The sequence below is a fragment of the Corynebacterium tuscaniense DNF00037 genome (genome assembly GCF_000759055.1).
In the GTDB taxonomy this organism is placed as follows: Bacteria; Actinomycetota; Actinomycetes; order Mycobacteriales; family Mycobacteriaceae; genus Corynebacterium; species Corynebacterium tuscaniense.
Window position 1 is genome coordinate 1 of the sequence record NZ_JRNG01000019.1, and the last position, 15180, is coordinate 15180.

At 59.1% G+C, this 15180-nt stretch carries 13 protein-coding genes; 6 read left to right on the forward strand and 7 right to left on the reverse strand.

Going from position 1 to position 15180, the window contains the following annotated elements; translation table 11 throughout:
• Nucleotides 1-80: 80 nt before the first annotated feature.
• Together HMPREF2129_RS05295 and HMPREF2129_RS05300 are read right to left on the reverse strand one after the other, a co-directional pair.
• Nucleotides 81-302, reverse strand: coding sequence for a hypothetical protein (locus tag HMPREF2129_RS05295; RefSeq protein WP_034664063.1), 222 nt, complete (start codon nucleotides 300-302; stop codon nucleotides 81-83).
• Nucleotides 303-600: 298 nt separating this feature from the next.
• Nucleotides 601-1098, reverse strand: a complete 498-nt coding sequence (locus tag HMPREF2129_RS05300; protein WP_232218105.1) for a hypothetical protein — start codon at nucleotides 1096-1098, stop codon at nucleotides 601-603.
• A gap of 104 nt (nucleotides 1099-1202) precedes the next feature.
• Between HMPREF2129_RS05300 and HMPREF2129_RS05305 the strand changes: the two genes are divergently transcribed.
• Nucleotides 1203-1613 carry a hypothetical protein gene (locus HMPREF2129_RS05305; RefSeq protein ID WP_034664064.1) on the forward strand — a complete coding sequence of 137 codons (411 nt, stop codon included), beginning with the start codon at nucleotides 1203-1205 and terminating at the stop codon, nucleotides 1611-1613.
• Here the strand turns inward: HMPREF2129_RS05305 and HMPREF2129_RS05310 are convergent.
• The 4 genes from HMPREF2129_RS05310 to HMPREF2129_RS05325 form a co-directional block, all read right to left on the reverse strand.
• Nucleotides 1610-2305, reverse strand: coding sequence for a CPBP family intramembrane glutamic endopeptidase (locus HMPREF2129_RS05310; protein ID WP_084576577.1), 696 nt, complete (start codon nucleotides 2303-2305; stop codon nucleotides 1610-1612). The genes HMPREF2129_RS05305 and HMPREF2129_RS05310 overlap by 4 nt on opposite strands.
• Before the next feature lie 244 nt (nucleotides 2306-2549).
• Nucleotides 2550-3188: a LutC/YkgG family protein gene (locus HMPREF2129_RS05315; protein ID WP_034664067.1), complete on the reverse strand. Its 639-nt coding sequence runs from the start codon at nucleotides 3186-3188 to the stop codon at nucleotides 2550-2552.
• Nucleotides 3188-4693 carry a LutB/LldF family L-lactate oxidation iron-sulfur protein gene (locus HMPREF2129_RS05320; RefSeq protein ID WP_084576589.1) on the reverse strand — a complete coding sequence of 502 codons (1506 nt, stop codon included), beginning with the start codon at nucleotides 4691-4693 and terminating at the stop codon, nucleotides 3188-3190. Before HMPREF2129_RS05320 ends, HMPREF2129_RS05315 begins: the two co-directional genes overlap by 1 nt.
• A 23-nt stretch (nucleotides 4694-4716) precedes the next feature.
• A complete protein-coding gene (locus tag HMPREF2129_RS05325) occupies nucleotides 4717-5502 on the reverse strand; it encodes a (Fe-S)-binding protein (protein WP_034664070.1) in 786 nt (261 codons plus the stop codon).
• A 169-nt stretch (nucleotides 5503-5671) separates the two neighbouring features.
• Between HMPREF2129_RS05325 and argS the strand changes: the two genes are divergently transcribed.
• The 5 genes from argS to HMPREF2129_RS05350 all read left to right on the forward strand — a co-directional run bounded on the left by argS (nucleotide 5672) and on the right by HMPREF2129_RS05350 (nucleotide 13125).
• A complete protein-coding gene (gene argS / locus HMPREF2129_RS05330) occupies nucleotides 5672-7339 on the forward strand; it encodes an arginine--tRNA ligase (protein ID WP_034664072.1) in 1668 nt (555 codons plus the stop codon).
• Nucleotides 7340-7396: 57 nt separating this feature from the next.
• The gene (lysA, locus tag HMPREF2129_RS05335) at nucleotides 7397-8743 is read left to right on the forward strand and encodes a diaminopimelate decarboxylase (protein ID WP_052092842.1); all 1347 of its coding nucleotides are present in this window, start codon (nucleotides 7397-7399) and stop codon (nucleotides 8741-8743) included.
• Nucleotides 8744-8797: 54 nt separating this feature from the next.
• Nucleotides 8798-10150 carry a homoserine dehydrogenase gene (locus HMPREF2129_RS05340; protein WP_198021525.1) on the forward strand — a complete coding sequence of 451 codons (1353 nt, stop codon included), beginning with the start codon at nucleotides 8798-8800 and terminating at the stop codon, nucleotides 10148-10150.
• Nucleotides 10151-10175: 25 nt separating this feature from the next.
• Complete coding sequence (gene thrB / locus HMPREF2129_RS05345; RefSeq protein WP_034664073.1) at nucleotides 10176-11105, forward strand: homoserine kinase; 930 nt, start codon at nucleotides 10176-10178, stop codon at nucleotides 11103-11105.
• Between the two features lie 97 nt (nucleotides 11106-11202).
• Nucleotides 11203-13125, forward strand: coding sequence for a vWA domain-containing protein (locus HMPREF2129_RS05350; protein ID WP_084576579.1), 1923 nt, complete (start codon nucleotides 11203-11205; stop codon nucleotides 13123-13125).
• Between the two features lie 19 nt (nucleotides 13126-13144).
• Here HMPREF2129_RS05350 and HMPREF2129_RS05355 read toward each other — a convergent pair whose 3' ends face one another.
• Entirely contained in the window at nucleotides 13145-14956 is a 1812-nt protein-coding gene (locus HMPREF2129_RS05355; RefSeq protein WP_052092826.1) for a long-chain fatty-acid--CoA ligase, read from the reverse strand.
• Nucleotides 14957-15180 lie beyond the last annotated feature (224 nt).

Below are 15180 nucleotides of genomic sequence, written 5' to 3' on the forward strand. Positions count from 1 at the left end.
AAAGGATACTTAGTCAGGCTAATGCTCCATAGAAATGAGCCTCCTCGAAACCGGCATGTCGAGGAGGCCTTTCGGCGCAATTAGAGGTAGTCGTGCAACCAATCAGGCAAATTTGGATCATCCTTTGCCCATGATTCCACTTCTTTTTCTTCTGACTCCCAGACGCTCTCATCGCCATCGAAGTACTTGAAGCGGTTGCACTTGATCTTGTAGACGGTATCGCCATCAAACCGATATTCATTCCAGTAGTAATTTTGCTTGCCGTGACCTTTCCACTGGTTTGTTTTGTAAATGGTTTTCATGGGCGGTCCTCCAAGATCGATAACAGGGGCGGTCCTCAACGATTGTATCGGTGATATAACGCCACTGGGCCCGAATAGTCTATCGCCTGATCACTGATCTGTCGGTAGCCCCAACACGGTGGACAAACCGGCTGGTTTTGTTCTGGTTTTTCCAAGGTGCCGGTCGTGTTCTGGGGCGGACTTATTCGTCCGGGGCGAATTCGATTGAGTCGATGATCTTCTCAATCTCTTTATCGGACAATGTGGTGGCCGCGATCTCGAGGCCGGCGGCACCGTTCGCGCCAGCGGAAACGAAGACTCAGGCGACTTTAACGGTCTCGCCTTTGGAGCCGTTGGTTGTCCAGGTGGTCAATTTGGCTTCGTCGGCGTTTTTGATTTCGAGGTCGCGGGATGAGCCGAGTTCGAAGTCCGTACCGTGTGTGGTGCTGAACAGGGCGTTCGCCTCGAAGTAGCCCATGGTTGCAGTGGCGGTGGGGCCTTGCCCTTGGTTGGAGCTCATGCGGGCGATGTCCGTGGGTTCGTCTAGGTCATTGGCCCACGATGTGGTGAATCCATTCATGGTGGGCTTGAAGTTAGGGTTCTCTCTCCACCCCTCGGGTAGTTCGACGGAGATGCGGCCCTCTTGAGCGCGTTGTGTGCCTGTGCTTTCGGGTTCGGAGGACTCCTTCGAAGCATGGGTGCTACCTGGTTCGGCGAGGCTATCGGCATCGTCGGAAGCCCCGAGGGTGCATGAGCTCAGCAGGGCGGCGGAGGTGAAAAGAACGGTGATCTTGGCTGCAATGGAAGCTGGTTTCATGATTCTCTCCAGAGTTTCGCTTTGGCAACGAGGGTAATGGGGAATGTGAGCTGTGTCTCGTTATCTAAACGAGCGCACGGAAGGATGCAGCTAGGCTTTTGCTCATGAAACCTCACGCGATTCTTGGAACCTTGCTCGCCGGCGCGATAGGCATTCCAGTGCTGACGGTGCTGCTGAACTTTCTCATTACTGACCCTGAGTACTGGTCGGTGATGGACGCGCTTGTGATGGCGGTGGGCGCGATGTTGGCCACCGTGTGGGTTGGTTTCTTGGACTCGTACCTTTTCGTGGTCTCACGAAGGGAGCCGGTGGGGACAGGTGTTTTGGTTACGGCATTGGTGGGCAGTGCAATGCTGTTTATCGGGTTCGGTTCGACGGCGCTTGCTTCGTGGGAAGAAGTACAGGCGGGTCAGGCGCTGCCGATCATTAACCTCTTCATTTTCTTGATCCCGTTGGGGCTCATCGTTGTGGCCATTGCCTTCCTTATCGCTTTGACCAAGAAGGAACAGAGCTAGAGTCCCACCAGCACCAAGACTTGGACCAACACGTTGTTGCACATGTGCAGGATGAATCCAGCCCACAGTGAGCGGTGCCACCGGGTGACCAGGGCGAAGGAGACCCCAGCGAAGAACGTGTAGAGAATCGCAGCCGGTGCGATATGCGCGAGCCCAAACACGAGCGATGAGAGCAGCACGCTGGCGGCCGCGGGCATGAGACGGTCCAAGTAGCCCATGATGAGGCGGCGGAAGACAACTTCTTCCAGGAATGGGCCGATGAGCAGATACGTACCCAGTGTGAACAGAACGAGCGCGCTGCCCTCGCCGTATGTGTCTGACCGGCCTCCCGGGTCCATGCCAAGAAGCGTGCCGACGATCGACGTGCACACCGTCGCACCCACAATCGCTACGGGAACCTGCCACACCAGGTGCCATCCCCGTACGCCAAGCGGGCGGAACCCGAGGGGAATGCCACGGCGCTTGAGGTAGCTGACTAAAGCGATGGCGGGGATGACGAGCGCGAGCACGATCAGCACAGGCATGAGGACTCTGATGCTGCCGCCACCCACGTCCTTGAGTACCAACGCGGAACCGATGAGTAGAAGGTAGACGGCCAGCATCGCGGCGATGCCTACGAGCATGTCTTTGAGTTGCGGGCGAATGCTCAGGGGATCGGTTCGTGCAAGGTCTGTGGCGAGAGGTGTGCTCATTGTGCTGAGTGTAGTGTCCGCGGAGATTTGCTGTTCTCAGGAAACATGGAGAAAAAATTGATGGAACAAGCATCTGTTCATCATTGCTCTACATGGTTAATGCCCCATACTTAAAGGTGCGCGCGTGAGAAGCGCGGCACGGGAAAATGACAGCAGATCGGCCCGCATCCCTCCAAACGGAAGATGTGGGCCGATTTGTGTTGCGATCAACATTCTAAAGTTGGTCACGGGGGCGTAGCGGAGCTTAGTCCACCACGAACACGATCAGATCACGCGGGCCGTGGACGCCTTCGACACGGACGAGCTCGATATCAGAGGTGGCCGATGGCCCGGATATAAGCGTGGTGGGTAACTCCGGGTTAAGTTTGGCAAACATTTCTGGAACGCCGTAGACCACGGAGTCCATGGGCACGATGCACAGGTGACGGTCGGGGACCAGGCTTAGAGCGCGGCGGCCGCACTTGCCGGCACCGGCCTCAGATTGCAGGCAGATGGTGCCGGTCTGAGCAGACGTGACTACGGAGCTGGTGACAACGGCGTCCGCATCATTGAGCGTTCGCGGATCAACAGTGACGTCGTCGGGTTGGGCGTTGCCGTCGAAAGGCGCAAAGAGGGCGCTGTCCAAACCTTGGGCGTAGCGGACCTCGTGGGCGTTGTGTTCTTGAAGGACAGAAGCGATCGCCTCAGCAAGATCGGCAGAGCTGACCTCTTTGACGGTGGCTTTGTAGTCCACAAGGCGGCCCACGAGCATCTTGCGCAGCTCATCACGGTTGAGCGGTGACTCAGTGCGGTATTCGCGGATCGGCTCAACGCTGGTGGGGGAATGAGACAGCTGGTGGGCGTTGCGGATGCGGGTGAGGATCTCCTCTTTAGCGGTAGCCATTAGTTCTGCTCCTCCTTGTGTGAGGGGATGCCTTCGGCGCGGGCATTCGCAAGCAACTGCTGTGCTTGGTCGGAAGCGAACCACTGGCGGAAGGACTTCTTGGGTGGCACGGCCACGTCGCGGTAATTGGTCCAGGCGGAGACAGGTGGGGGCATTTTGTCGATGACACCGTTGAATCCGCCGAGCACTCGGCCCAGGGCGACCATGCGCACGGCCTTGTCCCAAAGCGCGCTGTGGCCCCACACCTGGGCAATGGTGGCAAACATGGCACCTTCCACCAGTGGGCGGTGGTTTTCCACCTTCTGGTGGCGCATCTCCAGCAGGACGTCAGTGATGGGGATTTTGACGGGGCAGACTTCATCGCAACGTCCACACAAAGAGGATGCGTAGGGCAGGGAAGCGGTGACGTCGTCGGCGGAGTCCATTCCGGCGAGTTGCGGGGTGAGGATCGCACCGATCGGGCCCGGGTAGACCGAACCATAAGCGTGGCCGCCGGCGCGCTCGTAGACCGGGCAGACGTTGAGGCAGGCGGAGCAGCGGATGCACTTGAGTGCTTCACGGCCGATCTCGTTGGACAGGGCAGCGGTGCGACCGTTGTCCACGAGCACAATGTGGAAGTCCTGTGGGCCGTCATTTTCAGTCACGCCGGACCAGATGGAGGTGTACGGGTTCATGCGCTCGCCTGTGGAGGATCGCGGGAGCAACTGCATAAACACCCCGAGATCCTCGTACTTGGGCAAGATCTTCTCAATACCCATGACAGTAATAAGAGTTTCTGGAAGCGTCAGACACATACGGCCATTGCCTTCGGATTCCACGATGGAGACGGAACCGGTCTCTGCGATACCGAAGTTGCAGCCGGAGATAGCCACCTTGGCCTTCATGAACTGCTCGCGCAGGAAGGTACGGGAAGCCTCCGCCAGATCAGCGGGTTCGGAGGTGAGATCCGCTGGCGCACCGGGCATGTTTGCGGTGAAGATATCGCGGATCTCGGCCCGGTTGCGGTGGATGGCGGGGACGACGATGTGGGAGGGAAAGTCATCACCAAGCTGCACGATAAGCTCCGCCAGGTCAGTCTCGCGGGCGTGGATGCCGTTGGCCTCCAGGACGTCATTAAGTGCGATCTCCTGGGTGGCCATGGACTTGATCTTCACAACATCGGTTTCACCGGTCTGCTTGATCAAGTCCGTGACAATCTGGGAGGCCTCTTTGGCGTCGCGTGCCCAGTGGACATGGCCGCCACGCTTGGTCACGTTCTCCTCGAACTGCTCGAGCAGCTCCGGCAAGCGGGCGAGGGTATCGCGCTTGATGGTGGAACCAGCCTCGCGCAATGCTTGCCAGTCGTCGAGTTCGTTCACAACACCCTGGCGCTTGAGACGAATCTGGGTGGTGGCGTAGTTGAGATTGTGGCGCTGAGTGGAGTTGTTCAGCTCCGTCTTGGCATTCTTGGGAAATTTGTCATGCTCGCGAAAATGCCCCAGATCACGCGGTGCGTGCGGTGGCATCGTGGGGGTGCCTAATCCGACCTTCACAGCATCTTCTCCTTCGTGTACGCAGCGGATTCTGGTGTCCAGGGGTGCTCGCGAGTGGATGCGAGGATCTCCGCGATGTGGATGGCGCGGATGCCGGTGTGCTGGCGCGACATAGCGCCACCAATATTCATCAGGCAGGAGGAGTCACCCGCGGTGACGTATTCCGCTTGCGTGTCCTTGATGTGGCGTACTTTGTCGGAAACCATCGCAGCCGATACATCGGAATTTTTCAGCGCAAAGGTGCCACCAAAACCGCAGCACTCTTCGACGTTTTCCAGATCGACCAGCTCCAGACCGTCGACGGCTTTCAACAGATCAGTTGGGCGGTCGCCGACTTTAATGAAGCGCCGGGAATGGCACGTGGAGTGGTACGTCACGCGGTGAGGGAAGAATGCCCCCACGTCCGTGGTGCCCATGACATCGACGATGAACTCTGAAAGATCAAGCGTCTTCTTCGTGGTTTTCTTCGTCCCATCCACGAGTGCAGGAGTGCCGTACCGCTCCGCGATACGCGTGTGCTGCTCGCGCACGGCACCCGTGCAGGAACCGGATGGGGTGACTACGTAATCAATGGAATCGTCCGCGAAAGCATCCACGTAGTTCTCAATGATCGGTACCGTTTCTCGCTGGTAACCGGTGTTGATGTGCATCTGCCCACAGCAGGTTTGCTCTGGCGGAAACACCACCTCACATCCAAGACGGGACAACACTAAAGCCGCTGCCTTGTGCGCATCAGGGAACAGCGCATCCCCGATGCACGTACTAAAAAGCGCTACACGCACCGCTGGCTCCTTTCTGGGTCGCTTCTGGCCAGCTGTTCCCAGCTGCGCCGAGACGGAATCAGGCAACCGTCCCATAAACGCGACGCTACTCCTCATCCCGCGCGGATGCGCGCAATGCGGACGGCCCCGCTTGGTATCGTGCCGGCAAGCTCCTTTAAACTTGGCCTCCATGACCCCAGCTGACCTTGCCACTACCGTTCGTACTGTCACCCTCGAAGCTCTCGACGGGCGTGACCTGCCGGATGGCGCCACTCCAGAATCGATCGTTCCCGCAACCGTGACCGTGGAACGTCCACGTAATCCGGAACACGGTGATTACGCCACGAACGTGGCTTTGCAGGTGGCTAAGAAGGCTGGCATGAATCCCCGTGAGCTCGCGCAATTGCTTGTTAGCGGCCTTGTGGACAACCCCGCTATCGACTCCGCCGAGATCGCTGGCCCGGGATTTATCAATCTGCGTCTGGGCGCTGCAGCCACCGGTGGCATCGTGACCAACATCCTGGAACAGGGGGAGCGCTTCGGTTCCTCTGAGCTGTACAGCGGTGAGAAGGTCAACCTTGAATTCGTCTCCGCGAACCCGACGGGACCCATCCATCTGGGTGGGACCCGCTGGGCAGCCGTTGGTGATTCGCTAGGTCGCGTGCTGGAATTTTCTGGTGCTGAGGTGACCCGCGAGTACTATTTCAACGATCACGGTGGCCAGATCGACCGCTTTGCACGTTCCCTCGTGGCAGCGGCCAAGGGTGAACCGACGCCTGAGGATGGCTACGGCGGGGAATATATTCAGGAGATTGCACAAGAGATCGTCGATAAGCATCCTGATGCTTTGGCAGGCGATGCTGACACTGTGCAGGAAACCTTCCGTGCTGAGGGTGTAGAGAAGATGTTTGAGCAGATCAAGTCCTCGCTGCACGAGTTTGGCACGGATTTTGATGTGTTCTTCCACGAGAACTCCCTGTTCGAGTCTGGTGCTGTAGAGCGCGCGATCCAGACCTTGAAAGACAACGGCAACCTCTACGAGTCTGACGGTGCGTGGTGGCTGCGTTCCACGGACTTTGGGGATGACAAGGACCGTGTGGTGATCAAGTCTGACGGCGATGCTGCATACATCGCTGGTGATATTGCCTATGTGGCAGACAAGTTTGACCGTGGGCACACGCTGGCGATTTACATGCTGGGTGCGGATCACCACGGCTACATCGCGCGTCTCCGCGCGGCGGCTCAGGCACTGGGCTACGACCCGGAGGCCGTGGAAGTACTCATCGGCCAGATGGTCAACCTCGTGCGCGACGGCAAGCCGGTGAAGATGTCCAAGCGTGCTGGCACGGTGATTACTCTCGACGATCTGGTGGATCTCATCGGCCGCGACGCGGCACGCTACTCGCTCGTGCGTTCCTCGGTGGACTCGACGCTGGACATTGACCTGGACCTGTGGGAGAAGCAGTCCAACGACAACCCGGTGTACTACGTGCAGTACGGGCACACCCGTCTGGCATCGATTCGGCGCAAGGCGGCGGAGGCCAATGTGTCCGCGGAAGGTGCGGATCTGGCGCTGCTGACCCATGAGAAGGAAGGCGACCTCATCCGTACCCTTGGCGAGTTCCCGGCTGTGGTGAAGGCTGCTGCTGAACTGCGTGAGCCACACCGCATCGCGCGGTACGCAGAGGAGCTGGCCAGTGTCTTCCACAAGTTCTACGATGCCTGCCAGATCCTGCCTAAGGTAGGTGAGAACCCGGAGCCGATTCACTCTGCACGCCTTGCTCTGGCAGCTGCATCGCGCCAGGTCCTTGCTAACGCCCTCGGGTTGCTTGGTATCACTGCACCCGAAAGGATGTAAGCCATGCTCGATCCCGTTTTGAACACCGCGAATCTTTCGCGCGATGACCTGCTGCGTATGCGCCACCAAGAGGCTGGCTGCTTCAATGACCTGCCCGCTCACGTGTGGCCGCGCAACGCCAAGCGCGAGGACGACGGCTCGGTGTCCATCGCGGGTGTCAAGCTTTCAGACATCGCTGCGGAATACGGCACGCCCGTGATGGTGGTGGACGAAGAGGACTTCCGCTCCCGCTGCCGCGACATGGCGCAGGCCTACCGAGAGCCGAAGAACGTCCATTATGCGTCGAAGGCGTTTTTGACCACGCGCATTGCTCGCTGGGTGGAGGAGGAAGGTCTCTCCCTCGACGTGGCTAGTGAGAATGAGCTTCTTATCGCCCTGGCTGCGGACTTCCCGGCGGAGCGCATCACCGTGCACGGGAACAACAAGTCTGAGTCCTTCCTGCGTACCTGCGTTACCCGAGGCGTGGGGCACGTGGTGGTGGATTCCCACCAGGAACTGGACAACTTAGACCGCATCGCCGGTGAGGAGGGTGCCACCCAGGACGTATTCATCCGTGTGAAGCCCGGTGTGGAGGCGCATACGCACGAATTCATTGCTACGAGCCATGAGGACCAGAAGTTCGGTTTGTCCCTCGTATCTGGTTCTGCTTTCCGCGCTGTCCAGACGGCCCACCATGCGAAGAACCTGGCGCTCACTGGCCTGCACTGCCACGTGGGCTCCCAGGTTTTCGACGCGGAGGGCTTCAAATTGGCCGCATCCCGCGTGCTGGGCCTGTACGCCAAGATCTACCGTGAGCTGGGCCTGCAGCTGGACTACCTGGACCTCGGTGGCGGCTACGGCATCGCATATACCGTGGACGAGCAGCCGCTTGACGTTTCCGCTGTGGCACAGGATTTGTTGCGTGCCGTTGATGAGGCAGCAGGGGAGTTGGGTATCACTCCGCCAACCGTCATCGTGGAGCCTGGCCGCGCGATTGCCGGCCCAGCCGCTGTCACCGTGTACTCGGTGGGCACCGTCAAGGATGTCCATGTGACAGATGACGCTACCCGCCGTTACATCGCTGTGGATGGTGGGATGAGCGATAATATTCGTACCGCTTTGTATGGCGCGGAGTATGACGCGCGAGTGGTCAACCGCCTCACTGAGGGTGTTCCGCATCCGACGCGCCTGGTTGGCTCCCACTGCGAATCCGGCGACATCTTGATCAATAATGCCCTCTGGCCAGACGATATTGTGCCGGGGGATCTCATCGCCCTGGCAGCGACCGGTGCCTACTGCTACTCCATGGCGTCCAACTACAACTGCTTTGGCCGTCCCGCTGTGGTCAGTGTGAAGGAAGGCACTGTAACACCCATGGTGCGCCGAGAGACAGTGGAAGACATACTCGCTAGGGAATCTTTGTAGAATCGTAGGGCATTGCTGTCCACCCGTCCATCGTTTCAACGACACAGGAGAACCATGACTGCGCTGAGCGCCGAAGGCAGGAACGGAAATTACCCAGGCAAAGGCATTGGGCAACCAGTTGGCGTTGCTCTGCTCGGCATGGGAACCGTGGGTACAGAGGTCTTGCGTCTGATTAATGATTTCTCCTCAAACCTGGAGAACCGCATCGGCGGCCCGATTGCTGTCCGTGGCGTGGCAGTGTCTGACCTGAGCAAGAAACGCCCCGTGCTGGACAACTTCCCGGACATTGCGGTCACGGACAATGCTCGCGAGCTCATTGACCGTGACGACGTTGATGTGGTGGTTGAGGTCATCGGCGGTATTGATTACCCGCGTGAGTTAGTCCTCGCCGCGCTCAAGGCAGGCAAGTCCGTGGTGACGGCGAACAAGGCTCTCATCGCCGCGCATGCGGATGAGCTTTCGGACGCCGCTAATGAGGCTGGCGTTGACCTCTATTACGAGGCAGCCGTTGCCGCCGCGATCCCCGTCGTGGGTATGCTGCGCCGCTCCCTGGCCGGTGACCAGGTGCAACGCATCTCCGGCATTGTCAACGGTACGACCAACTTCATCCTTGACGCCATGGCTTCCACCGGTATGGGCTACGACGAGGCTCTAGCTGAAGCAACGCGCCTGGGCTACGCAGAAGCTGATCCGACCGCGGATGTGGAGGGCCACGATGCTGCATCCAAGGCCGCGATTTTGGCTTCCATGGGCTTCCACACTCGCGTGACCTACGACGATGTGCACGCCGAGGGCATCACCAACATCACCGCCGAGGACATCGAGGCAGCAAAGGCCGCCGGCTTCACCATCAAGCTGCTCGCTATTTGCGAGAGGCTTGTTGACGACGCAGGGGTCACCTCCGTCTCCGCCCGCGTCCACCCGACGCTGGTGCCGAATGAGCATCCGCTTGCAACCGTCGACAAGTCTTACAACGCTGTCTTCGTGGAAGCGGAAGCCGCTGGCCGCCTGATGTTCTACGGTAATGGCGCTGGTGGCGCTCCGACCGCATCCGCTGTGCTCGGCGACCTGGTGGGAGCAGCCCGCAACAAGATCCACGGCGGCCGCGCACCGGCTGAGAACCCGTACGCGAACTACCCGGTGGCTGATTTCGGTGATGTGCCCACGCGTTACCACATCGACATGTCTGTGGCGGACCGCCCGGGCGTGCTCGCGGAGATCTCTCGCCGCTTTGCTGCACAGAACATCTCCATCTCCGCTGTGCGCCAGGAGGAATCTGGCGATGATTCCCGCCTCATCGTGGTCACCCACTCCTCGCTGGAGCGCAAGCTCGCCGGGATCGTGGATGAACTGCGTGAGATTGACGAGGTCAAGGCGATCAACTCTGTGATCCGCCTCGACGCCTAAGTCACGTCAACCGGAAGGACTTTTCGTGAGCATTGATCTTGAAGTGGGCCTGCGCGCCCGCGTGACGGTGCCGGGCAGTACCGCCAACTTGGGCCCCGGTTTTGACACCCTTGGTCTCGCCGTGGGCATCTACGACACCGTGGAAGTAGAAGTCACGGACTCCGGCCTCGAAGTGGAGATCTTCGGTGAGGGCGCCAATGAACTTCCACGCGATTCCTCCCACCTCGTGGTCAAGGCGATCAACTCAGCCCTGCATGCCGCCGATGCTCACGCACCGGGATTGAAAGTGACGTGCACCAACAACATCCCGCAGTCCCGTGGCTTGGGGTCTTCCGCCTCCGCCGCTGTTGCCGGTGTCATCGCCGGCAATACCCTCGCCGGGAGCCCATTGAGCACCGATGACGTGATTCAGCTCAGTTCCGCATTTGAGGGCCACCCGGATAACGCTGCCGCCAGCGTCGTTGGTGGGGCAGTGGTGTCCTGGACGGACATCCCCGTCGATGGTGTGTCCCAGCCGGTTTACCGCGCTGTGCCCCTGACCGTGCACCCGGACATCAAGGCCACTGCTCTGGTGCCTGACTTCCATGCGTCCACGAACGCCGTGCGCAAGGTCTTGCCTTCGCATGTGACGCATACGGATGCGCGCTTTAACGTCTCCCGCACCGCCGTGATGACAGTGGCGATCCAGACCCACCCGGAATTCCTCTGGGAGGGCACCCGCGACCGCCTGCACCAGCCATATCGCGCTGACGTTCTGCCCGTCACCGCTGAGTGGGTCAACCGCCTGCGCAACCGTGGCTACGCCGCGTTCTTGTCCGGCGCCGGCCCCACCGCGATGGTGCTATCCACTGAGCCGATCGAGCCGAAGATCCTCGAGTCTGCGCGTGAGGACGGCCTGCGTGTCCTCGAGCTGGACATCGCTGGTCCCGCGACGACGGAACTGCTGCGCGCTTAAGTTTTCCTGGCGACTTCTGCCCTCGCACTGCGAGGTGCCCCTTGTTCCTTTAATGTGGAAAGTGATTTTGGACACATCACAATGAAGGAACGGGAAGATGAAAACGTTTTCTATCCCGGCACGAATGAGAGCTGCTTGTGCTCTTGTTCTGGCAGCAGTTTTTAGCGTGGCGTGGGCACCGGTGGTGTTCGGCCAGGATGAGGCAGCGGACAGCAAGGCAATGTTGATTCTGGATGCTTCTTCGTCCATGCTGGCGGAGGATGCGGACGGTTCGCGTATCGACGCGGCGAAGCAGGCCGCCAATGACTTGGTTGAATCACTTCCAGCGACCGCAAATATGGGGTTGATGGTCTACGGTGCCAACGAATCGGATGCGCCGGATAACCGCGATGCGGGCTGTAAGGATATTGAGACGCTTGTGCCTGTGGGCAAGGTGGACAAAGGCAAGTTCACCAAAGCGATCAATGGCCTGACCCCGAAGGGCTACACCCCGATGGGCAATTCACTGCGTGCTGCGGCGAAGGAACTGGGGGATGAGGGACAGCGGTCCATCATCTTGGTGTCTGACGGTATTGATAGTTGCGCCCCGCCACCAGTGTGTGAGGTGGCTAAGGAGCTTGCTGCTGATGGCGTTGACTTGGCTATTCATACCGTTGGCTTCAAGGTGGATGATGCTGCACGTGAGGAGCTGCAGTGCATTGCAGAAGCCGGCAACGGTGAGTTCCATGAGGCTGATGATGCTGGCTCCCTAGCTGAAACCCTGAAGTTCCTGTCCCAGCGTGATGTGGGCAAGTACAAGCTCAAGGGCACGAGGTTTGAGTTCGCCGACAACCCTGAGGACGCCAAGTGGTTGGGTGAGGGCCAGTACCAGACCAAGGTGAAGCCAGACACGAACACTAAGAAGGACCGCTATTTCCGTGTGTCTGTTCCGGAAAAGCACAACGCTCTGATCAGTATCACACCGGTGTGGCAATCCAATGGCAATGTTCGCCACGCTGACCTGTTCCTGGACACGAGCGACATTACAAATGAAGTGGATTCGTCTTGTGGTGACGTGTCAAAGACATTAGGAAATAGCTCGATCTTTGGAAACGCGATGTTCGGCATTGACCCCTACGAGATCGCGCTTCGCCGTGATGGCCAGGACGACAACTGTGATATGAGTACATGGCTCATCGGCATGCAGGTGTACCAAACCGGGGAAGAGATCACTGAGGACGTCAACCTCGAAGTGAATGTCTTTTACGAGCCGATTCCAGAAGCAGGTCAAGCAGAGAAGTGGAAGAACCAGAAGATCTCCTCGCAGAGCAAATTCAGTGGTGATATTTCGATCACGAATTCGCAGGAGATCACCGGTGGTTCGGGTTTCAATGACGCGGTGGAAATTACGGAAGGTTCCTATTCCGACAAGATTGTTCCGGGTGAATTCCGTTTCTACAAGATCCCCGTCTCTTGGGGTCAGCGTCCTGTGATCAAGTTGAAGACTCCAGAATCAGAAACCTCAGACCACGATGGCATTGGGTTTGGTTTCCACGATCCTTTGCGTAGTGAGGCAGGGAGTGGAAGCGTGAGTATGACTGGGCAAAAGGCTGATGAGTCTGATCCGGTAATGCCGTCCGATGTTGCATGGTTCGCGCCTAAGAGTCCACCGCAAGGTTATTACTTCGCGTGGGTTGGTATGGGCTCGAAAGGCGGGAGCCAGATCACCGGTGTGGAGCAGCCCTACGAGTTCGCAGTAGCCCTTGACGGCGAACCAGGTGATGGTGGTCCGGATTGGCAGCCCACTTATGAGGATGGGCCGGAACCATCGGATACGCCAATTCAATTTGACAGTGCGAATGTGCCGAAAGAAACCTCGAAGGAAGATTCCGCGGAGGATGCGCAAGTGGCCGAGGATTCATCCTCGGCAGGTTGGGTGGTGCCAGCCATGATCGGTGCGGGCATCCTCTTGGTTGTGCTGCTCGGCGTGCTGCTGTTCCTGCTGAATAGGAACAAGAAGAACCAGATGCCACGCCGCTAACGGCAGCGGTGATGTTTATCTAATCCTCGTCCGCGTCCGGGTCGAGGACCGGAATGGTGTCCTCGCCGGCGTCGTCTGCGTCCGCTGCTTCGGCTGCGGGCGCGGTTTCATTGTCTGGGCGGGTACCGGGACCGGGGAGGGCGATGATGTCGAATTCATCTTTGGCCAGATGCTCGCGCAGGTCGATCTTGTCAAACTTGCCCACAGAGGTTTTGTCGATGGAGGAGACAAACGTCCAGTACTCCGGCGCCATCCAGGTGGGCAGCTCCTGCTGAAGGTCTGAGCGGAGCTTCTTAGCCAGCTCGATGGATGGTGGCACATCGGCGTGCAACACGGTGACAGCGAGGGGGCGTTCGCCCCACTTCTTGTCGGGGTAGCCGATGACGGCGCACTCAACCACCTCGTCGGCCTCCATGATGAGGTTTTCCAGCTGGGCGGAGTAGATCCACTCGCCGCCAGAACGGATGACGTCGCGGGAGCGGTCATACAACGTCATAAACCCGTCGGAGGTCACCGTGCCCACATCACCAGTGCGGAGCCAGCCGTCGGCGGTGAAGAACTCATCGTCTTCTGTGACTTCCTTGCCGCGGAACACCGAGGCGTACTCCTGAGTTTCAGCATTTGTGGGGTGGTAGTAGGAGCCGGCAACCATGTTGCCGCGAACCTGGATCTCACCATCACTCCGGTCAGAGCCGGAGACGATCTGCCCGTCATTGACCACGCGGTAATCCAACCAGGGAGCAAAACGGCCCTGGGACACGCGGTAAGCCCAGCGGCGCTCGCCGCCGGCACCTGAAGGTGGGCGGGCAACGGTGCCCACGGTGGACGTTTCTGTCATGCCCCAGACGTGCACTACGTCCACACCGTAGCGTTCCTCCCACACTTTGATGAGGGCTGGTGGGGCAGGGGAGCCGCCCACGTAAATCTCCGTGAGCGACATGCGCTCGGGTGGATTGTGCAGGTAGTAGACCATGAGCTGAATCCACAAGGTAGGCACACCGTGGGCCACGCGCGGGTGAGTGCCGGCGATGAGCTTGGCCAAAGTGGGTGCAGACACATCGGAATCCGGCAAGACCAGCGGGGTGCCCGCCAAAAAGGCGGTGAACGGCACACCCCAGCTGAGCACGTGATAGATCGGGATGCAGCACAAGAAGGACTCACCGTGAGTAATGGCCAGGGAGTCAGTTGCCCTCAAGCTCATAGCAGTCAGCCAGACAGAGCGGTGGGAGTAGGCCACGCCTTTGGGGGCGCCCGTCGTAGCTGTCGAATAGCAGATTGCCGCCGCAGTGTTTTCTGGCAGTTCGGGCCAATCGTAGAGGGTGGAACGGCCGTCGAGAAGCGCTTCGTAGCTCCGTACAGACACTGAATCCGGCAGCTCCTCCGCAAGCGGTGCGACTGGTTTTGTCCCGGTGAAACAGACCACCCGTACCTTCGGGCACTTCGGCAGAATACGCGCGAGCTTCGGTGTGAGGCGCGGATCCGCAACCAGAACCTCCATCTCGGAGTGGTTGATGATGTAGGTGATCTGGTCCTCCAGTAGCTGCATATTCAGCGGGACGAAAACCGACCCTTTCGCGGCGACGGAGAACATCACTTCCAAATGCTCCGCACAGTTATACATGAGCGAACCCACGCGCTGATCAGCATTAATGCCTAGAGTGTCGTTCAAAGCATGAGCAAACGCGGCGGCGCGGGACCCGATAGCCCCAAAAGTGGTTTCCTCCGCGGTGCCCGTGCGCCACGTGGTCACCTTCGTAGTGGAGTGCACTGTGGAGCCATAACTTAAAATTCGGCCGACGGAAAAAGGCACTTCCTGCATGGTGGCGAGCATGCCCACAACTCTAGCGTGACCTTTTTGCGCGGGGCATTCCACCGCACCGTGGTTTCGTGGTCTACAATGTGCCATTAGATCGCGACCGTGGTGGATCTACACACGGTCAGGGGCGTTTTCCGATTTGTCTGCGCCGCGCCGCATCCACCAAACTTTTTAAAACCGTACCGTGTTCATTCACGGCGATGCGTTTGTGCGAGTCCGATCTAACGTGCATCACCTTC

Coding starts and splice junctions, on each gene's coding strand:
- HMPREF2129_RS05295 (WP_034664063.1), bottom strand. CDS start 302: ATGAAAACCATTTACAAAACAAACCAGTGGAAAGGTCACGGCAAGCAA.
- HMPREF2129_RS05300 (WP_232218105.1), bottom strand. CDS start 1,098: ATGAAACCAGCTTCCATTGCAGCCAAGATCACCGTTCTTTTCACCTCC.
- HMPREF2129_RS05305 (WP_034664064.1), top strand. CDS start 1,203: ATGAAACCTCACGCGATTCTTGGAACCTTGCTCGCCGGCGCGATAGGC.
- HMPREF2129_RS05310 (WP_084576577.1), bottom strand. CDS start 2,305: ATGAGCACACCTCTCGCCACAGACCTTGCACGAACCGATCCCCTGAGC.
- HMPREF2129_RS05315 (WP_034664067.1), bottom strand. CDS start 3,188: ATGGCTACCGCTAAAGAGGAGATCCTCACCCGCATCCGCAACGCCCAC.
- HMPREF2129_RS05320 (WP_084576589.1), bottom strand. CDS start 4,693: ATGCCACCGCACGCACCGCGTGATCTGGGGCATTTTCGCGAGCATGAC.
- argS (WP_034664072.1), top strand. CDS start 5,672: ATGACCCCAGCTGACCTTGCCACTACCGTTCGTACTGTCACCCTCGAA.
- lysA (WP_052092842.1), top strand. CDS start 7,397: ATGCGCCACCAAGAGGCTGGCTGCTTCAATGACCTGCCCGCTCACGTG.
- HMPREF2129_RS05340 (WP_198021525.1), top strand. CDS start 8,798: ATGACTGCGCTGAGCGCCGAAGGCAGGAACGGAAATTACCCAGGCAAA.
- HMPREF2129_RS05350 (WP_084576579.1), top strand. CDS start 11,203: ATGAAAACGTTTTCTATCCCGGCACGAATGAGAGCTGCTTGTGCTCTT.
- HMPREF2129_RS05355 (WP_052092826.1), bottom strand. CDS start 14,956: ATGCTCGCCACCATGCAGGAAGTGCCTTTTTCCGTCGGCCGAATTTTA.